Annotated in this window: 3 protein-coding genes; all 3 read left to right on the top strand. The window is 44.2% G+C overall.

The features are described from left to right. Window positions 1-16 precede the first annotated feature (16 nt). The 3 genes from OU792_RS02550 (at window position 17) to OU792_RS02540 (ending at window position 9,348) form a co-directional block, all read left to right on the top strand. Entirely contained in the window at window positions 17-5,836 is a 5,820-nt protein-coding gene (locus OU792_RS02550) for a DUF7507 domain-containing protein (RefSeq protein ID WP_274669374.1), read from the top strand. A 132-nt stretch (window positions 5,837-5,968) separates the two neighbouring features. Then, the gene (locus OU792_RS02545; RefSeq protein ID WP_026947845.1) at window positions 5,969-6,943 is read left to right on the top strand and encodes a PorP/SprF family type IX secretion system membrane protein; all 975 of its coding nucleotides are present in this window, start codon (window positions 5,969-5,971) and stop codon (window positions 6,941-6,943) included. A 2-nt stretch (window positions 6,944-6,945) separates the two neighbouring features. After that, window positions 6,946-9,348: an OmpA family protein gene (locus OU792_RS02540; RefSeq protein WP_274669373.1), complete on the top strand. Its 2,403-nt coding sequence runs from the start codon at window positions 6,946-6,948 to the stop codon at window positions 9,346-9,348. Window positions 9,349-9,418 lie beyond the last annotated feature (70 nt).

The raw sequence follows: 9,418 nt of genomic DNA, 5'->3' as shown, positions 1-9,418 counted from the left end.
CCCACTAGAAGGCTTTATGCTCTTCCCAGGTGCAGATACGCTTCCTGGAGGTTATGGTAGCCAATGGCCAGGATGGAAATTCGAGAATATGCAGTGGATTGCTGGTGAATTCAATTTCTATCAGGTGCGTGAACCAGGGGCTTATGTGATCTTTGAATTGAACCCATCTGTTCAGGTTGAAGTCACTTATCCTGGCGCAACAGAGGATTGTAATCCTAATCCGAACCCTCCAATTGCTGAGGACGACGACATGACTGCGATTCCAGTATATGAATTTGGATTCGACAACATCGTCAATGTGCTCAATAACGATCGATTGTTGGATGGAACATCTCCATTGAACACGACACTAGTAGATATCACCGAGGTGGGTCAATCTACTCCGGGAGCATTAATCCTAGATCCTGCAACTGGACTGGTAGATGTGGCTCCAGGTCTAGCTCCTGGTATTTACACCTTGGAATACCGAATCTGTACTAATCCTAATCCTACTAATTGCGATACAGCGATTGTAACAGTAAGAGTGGTATCGCCTGGAATTTTGGTTGAGAAGTCAGTTCTCGAAAATGATAATCAAGTAGATGGCTTTATCACTTATGAAATCAAAGTAACCAATACGGGAGATGTTGAACTATTCAACATTGAAGTGATGGATGACTTGACGGGTGATATGTGGACTATTTCATCATTGGCTCCGCAGGAAGTTTGGTCAGAAACTACTCAACTATCAATTGATCAAGAATTGATTGACGGAGAATGTGTGACCAACACAGCAACAGCCATTGCATATGCTGAGGAAGAAGGCGAAGCTTCGGATGGACAGTCTCAAGAAAGAAGAGTACTTGCTCGTGACGAGGATAGTGTAGAGGAATGCTTTGACATCAACGCTGACATTGCACTGGTTAAATCGGCAGAAGTTGAGAGTGAAGATGACTGCTTCGATACTGGAGATTTGGTGACTTATACTTTCGTAGTCACGAATACTGGTAACGTCACTTTGACATCTATCACTCTTGATGAAATAAACTTTACCGGAACCGGTACATTGAGCGATGTTGAATTTGTGTCAAGCAGTATGGGTAGTATCGAAGGTACTTTGATGCCTGGAGAAACTGCCACCTATACCGCCACTTATGAAATAACATTAGCGGATACTGATGCTAGATTTATCAATAATCAGGCATTAGCAACTGGATTCTTTAATGAAACAGAAGTAACTGATTTGTCTGGTGAATCGCTTGATTCAGATGTTGAAACACAAATTGATCTGTGTCAGCGACCTGCTATCGAATTGTTGAAAGATGGAATCTTTAATGATGAGAATCAGGATGGCTTCGGAAATGTAGGTGAGACAATCACATACATCTTCACAGTGAGCAATACCGGCAATGTGACCTTGAGTGACATCACAGTAACAGACCCAATGGTAACTGTGAATGGCGGACCGATCAGCTTAGCTCCTGGAGAAAGTGACAATACGACATTCACTGCTACTTATGAGTTGACTCAGCAGGATATTGATAACGGATATGTGGTGAACTTGGCCTTGGCAGAGGGAACCTCACCTACTGATGAGGTAGTAGAAGATGAGTCTTCTGATCCTACTCCTGTTGAAGAGCCAAGCACTGACTGTGAGACTTGTACGGAAACTGAGATTCCTCAGAATCCAGCTATCGAATTGTTGAAAGATGGAATCTTTAATGATGAGAATCAGGATGGCTTCGGAAATGTAGGTGAGACAATCACATACATCTTCACAGTGAGCAATACTGGAAATGTGACCTTGAGTAATATCACGGTAACGGATCCTTTGGTAACTGTGAATGGAGGACCGATCAGCTTGGCTCCTGGAGAAAGTGACAATACGACATTCACTGCGACTTATGAGTTGACTCAGCAGGATATTGATAACGGATATGTGGTGAACTTGGCTTTGGCTGAAGGAACTTCACCAACTGATGAGGTAGTAGAAGATGAGTCTTCTGATCCTACACCGGTAGAAAATCCAAGTACTGAGTGTGAGACTTGTACTGAGGTAGTAATTCCTCAGAATCCAAGTATTAACATAGATAAGACAGCTGATCCTACTTCGGTAGATGCAGCAGGTCAGGAAGTGACTTATACCCTGACAGTGACCAACACAGGTAACACGACTCTTGCAGGAGTGACGATCAATGATCCATTGACAGGCTTCAGTGAGAATGTCGGATCGATGGTACCGGGTCAGGTAGTTGTGAGAGAGACCACTTACGTGGTGACACAGGCTGACATCGATAACGGATCGATCGTGAACGTAGCGGATGTATTTGCCTTCTCCGGACAGACTCCGGTATCCGACGAGGATGATGCGGTAGTTGAAGCGATTCAGCGACCAGGCATCACCATGGATAAGACAGCTGATCCTACTTCGGTAGATGCAGCAGGTCAGGAAGTGACTTATACCCTGACAGTGACCAACACAGGTAACACGACTCTTGCAGGAGTGACGATCAATGATCCGTTGACAGGATTCAGTGAGAATGTGGGATCGATGGTACCGGGTCAGGTAGTTGTGAGAGAAACCACTTATGTGGTGACACAGGCTGACATCGACAACGGATCGATCGTGAACGTAGCGGATGTATTTGCCTTCTCCGGACAGACTCCGGTATCCGACGAGGATGATGCGGTAGTTGAAGCGATTCAGCGACCAGGCATCACCATGGATAAGACAGCTGATCCTACTTCGGTAGATGCAGCAGGTCAGGAAGTGACTTATACCTTGACAGTGACCAACACAGGTAACACGACTCTTGCAGGAGTGACGATCAATGATCCATTGACAGGATTCAGTGAGAATGTGGGATCGATGGTACCGGGTCAGGTAGTTGTGAGAGAAACCACTTATGTGGTGACACAGGCTGACATCGACAACGGATCGATCGTGAACGTAGCGGATGTATTTGCCTTCTCCGGACAGACTCCGGTATCCGACGAGGATGATGCGGTAGTTGAAGCGATTCGCAATCCATCTATTCAAGTGATTAAGACGGACAACGGAGCCGAGGTGAGCGAAGCAGGTGATGTGATCACTTATACCCTGACTGTCACCAATACCGGTAATGTGACCCTGACCAATGTAACGGTAGAGGATCCATTGACTGGCTTGGATGTGAATGTGGGTACTTTGGCACCTGGCGCATCGACTTCTGTTGATACCGACTACGAGGTGACTCAGGCTGATGTGGATGCAGGATTTGTATTGAACACTGCCTTGACCACTGGTGAGAGTCCAGATGAAGATGATCCTGAAGACGATACGGATATTGAGACTCCGATTGAGCGCAATCCATCTATCCAAGTGATTAAGACGGACAACGGAGCCGAGGTGAGCGAGGCAGGAGATGTAATCACTTATACCTTGACTGTGACCAATACAGGTAATGTGACCTTGACCAATGTGACGGTAGAGGATCCATTGACAGGTTTGGATGTGAATGTAGGAGCACTTGCACCAGGCGAATCGACTTCTATAGATACTGACTACGTGGTGACTCAGGCTGATGTGGATGCAGGGTTTGTATTGAACACTGCCTTGACCACCGGTGAAAGCCCTGAAGGTGAAGATGATCCAGAAGATGAGACTGAGATTGAAACACCAATCGATCGAAGTTCTTCTATCACCATAAGCAAAGAAGCTGATGTTGAAGCTGTACAGGATGAAGGTGAGGTAATCAACTACACCATTGTAGTGACCAATACTGGAAATACTACCTTGACTGATGTTGCAGTAGCTGATCCATTGACTGGTCTAGATGAAGTAATTGATGTACTACAACCTGGTGAATCAGTGAGCTTTGAGACAAGCTATACAGTGACCATTGCTGATCTTGCAGATAAGCAACAAATCGTGAACGTAGCAACAGCAACCTTCACCGATCCAGTGACCGAAGATGAAGTGACTGAAGAAGCTGAAGAAACAGTTGATGTAGGATGTATTGACTGGACATTGGTAACGGGTGTGGTATTCAATGCCTTGACAGACCAGCCATTGCCTAATGTTCCGATTACCTTGATTCCACAGGGCAATACACCTGGCGAAACACTGATTGTGATCACTGATGCTGATGGACGCTATGTCTTCAAGGATGTACCGACCGGTAACTACCTGATCCAGGTTCAGGATGCCAACCTAAATGCTCAGGGGCTATTCAACTTCCAGAAGAGCTCCCTAGCCTTCAGAGAGGTCGAAGTCTGTGTTCCAATAGTGGAAGACTTCCAATATGCTCCATTTGATGGAATTATCCTTGGAGATTTTGTATGGTATGATCTGAATCAGGATGGTATTCAGAACGAGTGGTTCGATGCCAATAATGATGGTCAGGTAACCATGAACGATCTTTCTGCAGGTCCGATCTCAATCAGAGAATGGGAGTGGTTTGACCTGAACGGTGACGGTCGATATGATGGCCCAGAGAATGAGGGTGAGTTGAACAAAGCCGGAATCGCAGGTAATGCTGAACCAGGACAATCTGGAAATATTAGAGTAACTGGTCCAAACGGCTTTGAAACAAATCAGATCGTGGGTATTCTCGGCTACTGGAGAGAAAGAATAGGAGCTACAGAAGATGATACCTTCGATGATCAGGGTGGAGCTCTTTACGGAGAGTACAATGCGGAAATTATTCCGGATCCAGTATTGATCTCCAATGCCTCAGCAATGGCGGCAACAGGATTAGTTAAGATCCTTCCAAATGCTGGAGGTAGAATGACAGATATCAATTCTGTACGCTTCGAAGAGCGATGTGGATTGACTACTGAAGATAATGTCTCAGCAATAGTTTCTGCTCAAGACAAGGTACACTTGGATATGGACTTCGGATGGGTATGTGAGCAGGTAGAAGTAGAAATTATCGCTAATGACGATGACTTCGGAGAGTACTTCGTAAGCTACGGCGGACTGCTTGGAAATATCCTTGACAATGACCTTCTGGAAGGTCAGCGTCCAGACCCTGCAGATGTGGACTTCGAATTCACTGAATTGGACGGTGTGATAGGTCTATTGATCGATGATAACGGTGAATTGAGCTTGATACCAAATGTAAATGAGGCGAGAGCTTACACCTTGCGATATGTACTCAGAGAGACAGCCTTCCCTGATAACAATGACGATGCCTTGGTATTCTTCAGATTACTGAACGATCAGGTTGATCTCTCAGTAGAGAAGACCAGCTTCGAAGTAGAAATCTATGAAGGTGATGAGTTTGAGTATGAGATCACGGTAAGAAATATCGGAGGCACTCCAGCTACCAATGTTGAGATCGTGGATGAGCTGCCAGCAAGTGTCACTTACCTAAGCTCGAGCGTAGTATTTACGAATGACGAGCAGATTCAGGTAGGTACGCCAGCGGTGACGGGAAGTAGAATTACTTGGAATGTACCATTCTTACCAGCAGACGGAGTAATTGTCTTCAGAGTGAGGGTACAGGCAGGTGATGCCGGAACGATCACAAACATCGCAACAGTGGGAGCTGAAGAAGAAGATGTCGATACTACCAACAACCAAGACGACGATGTGAATCAAGTATTACCATTCAGAATACCGAATGTTATTACGCCAAACAACGACGGAGACAATGATTCTTTCGAGATCAAGGGACTAGGTAAGTTTGTAAGCAATGAAATAACTATCTTTAACAGATACGGGGACCATGTCCTTGAGCAGGAGAATTACAGAAACGACTGGAATGCACCAGGACAAGTTTCAGGAACATACTTCTTCGTCTTGAGAACGGTAGACCGATCTGGAAGAGAGCATGAGTTTACAGGCTGGATCCAAGTAATTAAAGAAGATTAATCAAGAAGCGTTATGAAATCGAGCATGGCTGAAAATATTCTTAGAATTCCTCGAAGTCCTCGGGGCAGCCATGCGAGATTATCCCTGTCTTTGGAAGGCAGGTCTGACCTCCAAAATTCAAATAACAAGCAGATGAAAACTACTTTTAAAATCATCGGTATAACCTTCCTACTAGCCTTAATGGCCACGGGGGGGACTTTTGGGCAGCAGCTTCCCCAATTCAGTCAGTACATTTTCAATGGATTGCATGTCAATCCGGGATATGCTGGCTACAAGGGAGAGCCCTACATTCAATCCACCTTCAGGTCGCAGTGGATCCGCTTCCCTGGATCTCCTGAAACCTTTACGGTCACCGCTGACCTAAGCGCCAATGAAGGCACCATGGGGTTTGGTTTCTCCATTTTGTCAGATAACATTGGGCCAGCGCGGACCAACGGAGGTTTGCTAACCTACGCTTATCGTATCCAAACGGGACGGGATAGCTACCTAGGGCTGGGAGTAAGTGCCGGGGTGACCGAATACGCTATTGATGGTAGTATGCTGGATCCTAATGATTTTCCTGATTCAGAAATTCCTGATGGTAGAATTAATCTATTCACTCCCAACTTGAATTCTGGACTTTTCTTCCACACCTCAAAATTCTATGCTGGTTTCAGTGTATACAATATGATTGGTAAAAGAGCCCTTGAAAGAGAGGATGTGGCTCTTGCCTACCATGACTTTCATTATTATTTGACAGCAGGTGCACTCTTTGACTTAGGAAGTACGGTGAAGTTCAAGCCAAGTTTCTTAATCAAGGAGGTGAAAGGAGCTCCAACCAATTATGACATCAATGCGATGTTCTTATTTGGAGAGCGAATTTGGCTAGGAGGTTCTTATAGATCCAATATGAAGATTTGGAATGACAACCTTCCAGAAAATCTTTCCAATAGAAATGCTTTTGCAGCGATTGTGGAAATTTTCGCTACAGATAGAATAAGACTCGGTTATGCTTATGATCATAACCTCAACGTACTGCAGGATTTCAGAAGTAATTCTCATGAACTTTCTGTAGGATTCTACATGATTCCAAGAAGAGCAGTAATGAAAAATCAAAGATGGTTCTGATTATGAAAAAGACATTGACCATATTAAGTATCACAGCTAGTTTATTTTTAGGATTCGGTCAGCAAGCCACAGCTCAAAAGAGTAAGGTGAGATTTGCTGATGGACAAATGGATCTGATGAACTACCAGCGTGCCATCGATATTTATGAGCAGGCATATTCAAAGAAGCCCAATTATGAGACTGCGAAAAAAACCGCTCAGGCTTATGATGTTGTAAGAGATTATGACAAATCTCTAGAATGGTGGAAAAATACCGTTTCCTATGAAGATGATGCTTCACGGGAAGACTATATCAGCCTGTTGTCCGCAGCTCAAAAGGCAGGAAAACTAGAAGCAGGAAAGAGCGATTTGAGGGGAAGAAATGTTTCTCCTGATTCTTTGATGAGTTATTTAGAAACATTCATTTCTCCGGAGACTCAGAAAAAGGTAAATATCCAGCCGGCAGAAGGTCTAAATTCTGAAGGTTCTGATTTTGTGGTTGCTCAGGATGCAGCAGGAAATAAGTATTTTGTTTCAGACCGGGGTGGAGAATTTCCTTCGAAGAAAATGCCCGGTATCCGAATTGACTACAAGAATGAGTTTTTCAGTGAAGAAAAAAGTGATTACACTGGGCGTCAATATTTCTCACTTTACAAACAAGACACAGAAGGGAATGTCTCTAAAATAGTTTCCAATGTGCCCGGTACGAAGAACTTTGCAGATCCTTCTTATGCCAAAGAGGCTGGGGTGCTGTTTTACTCTGTGACTCGGGATATAAAGAAGGCAAAAGGTGACAGACAAATCGCCGTACAATCAGAGATTTATTACAGCAAGGTAAATGAGGACGGTCAATTGGAAGGATTCATGGCCTTTCCATTCAATGATTCTCTGAATTATTCTGTCATGCATCCATTTGTAGATGAGCAGGCAAAAAGACTTTATTTCGCTTCTGATATGCCGGATGGAATTGGTGGTTATGATATTTACTATTCTGAATACGATGCAGATATGAATTTTACTGCACCAGTAAATCTTGGAGCACCACTCAATACTGAAGGAAACGAAACTCACCCTTTTAGAAAAGACGATAAGTTTTATTTCTCATCCACAGGTCATCCACGAGTAGGAGGGATGGATATCTATGTGGCTGATTTCAACAATGGAACTGCCTCTAATGTGAAAAATATGGGTATGCCAATTAATTCTGTCGCAGATGATTTTGGCTACAGAGAGCTTGAAAATGGTGAAATCTACCTTTCTTCCAACCGTAAAGGAGGAGAAGGGCTTGATGATCTATATGTAATGGAGGATGCCTTCAAGCAATTCCTGGCTAGAGTAATCGACTGTGATGGCTTAGTGGTAACGGATAGCTATATGGCTACCATGCGTGATAACACGCAGAATGGAAATGTCATTACCCAAATGAATCAAGGAGCTTTGACTGCAGAACTTGAGCCGGAAAGCGACTTCTCATTGACTATCAGTAAGCCGGGATATTTCTCAGTCACGGATAATACCATTTCCACTAAGGGATTTGAAGGTGATACTGTGAAGCGAGAGTACAAGTTGTCTCCGATCCCATATCAGTTGCCGGTATTTGTGGACATCGTTTATTATGATTTGGATAAGTATGCGATCCGCGAAGATGCCAAGCCTGCCTTGGATAAGATTGCGGAGATCATGAAAAAATATAGCTTCCTAGATCTATTGGTGGCTTCTCACACAGACTCTAGAGCATCAGATGAGTACAATATCACACTTTCCAACAATCGTGCAAAGGCGGTGACAGAATATATGGCTCAATACAACATCTCTCCTGATCGAATCCGATTGGAGTGGTTTGGAGAGCAGAATCTGGTGAATGACTGTGGAAATGGAGTTCCATGTTCTGAAGCGGATCATCAGTTGAATAGACGTTCTGAGTTGGTATTGGAAGCCTTCCCTGATGCGACCAAGCAATATGATGTACCCACTGAGCTTACCGGAATGGACTTCTGTAATCCAGAGGATATCTTCACCATGCTTCAGGACGAGATCAATGAGATCCCGACTATCTACTTTGACTTTGATAAGTCCATGCTACGTTCGGTACACAAGAAGGAACTCGAGCGGACTGCCATCATGCTACAGCGTATGCCAAACTTGATGCTTTACATCGAAGGACATACTGACCAGAGAGGTTCTGATGATTACAATGTGGGATTGTCAGAGCGTCGCGCCAAAGTAGTGATGGACTATCTGATGAAGCGAGGGATTGAAGAGAATCGTATGGAGCATCAGTGGTATGGTGAAACTCAGCCAATCCACAACTGTAACGAAGTGACTTGTACTCCTGCTATGCATCAGCTCAACAGGCGTACAGAACTTCGGGTAGGAAAATCCGGATTCTCCTACACAGGAAGAAGGAAGAAAGTAGATACTATGTAATTTTAGATTGATGTGAGTAAGGGCGAGTCTTTTGAGACTCGCCTTTTTTTTGCCTTCAGCGATCTTAGAA

The organism is Algoriphagus sp. NF (genome assembly GCF_028823735.1).
GTDB lineage: Bacteria > Bacteroidota > Bacteroidia > Cytophagales > Cyclobacteriaceae > Algoriphagus > Algoriphagus marincola.
This window is presented reverse-complemented; position numbering and strand designations above follow the sequence as displayed.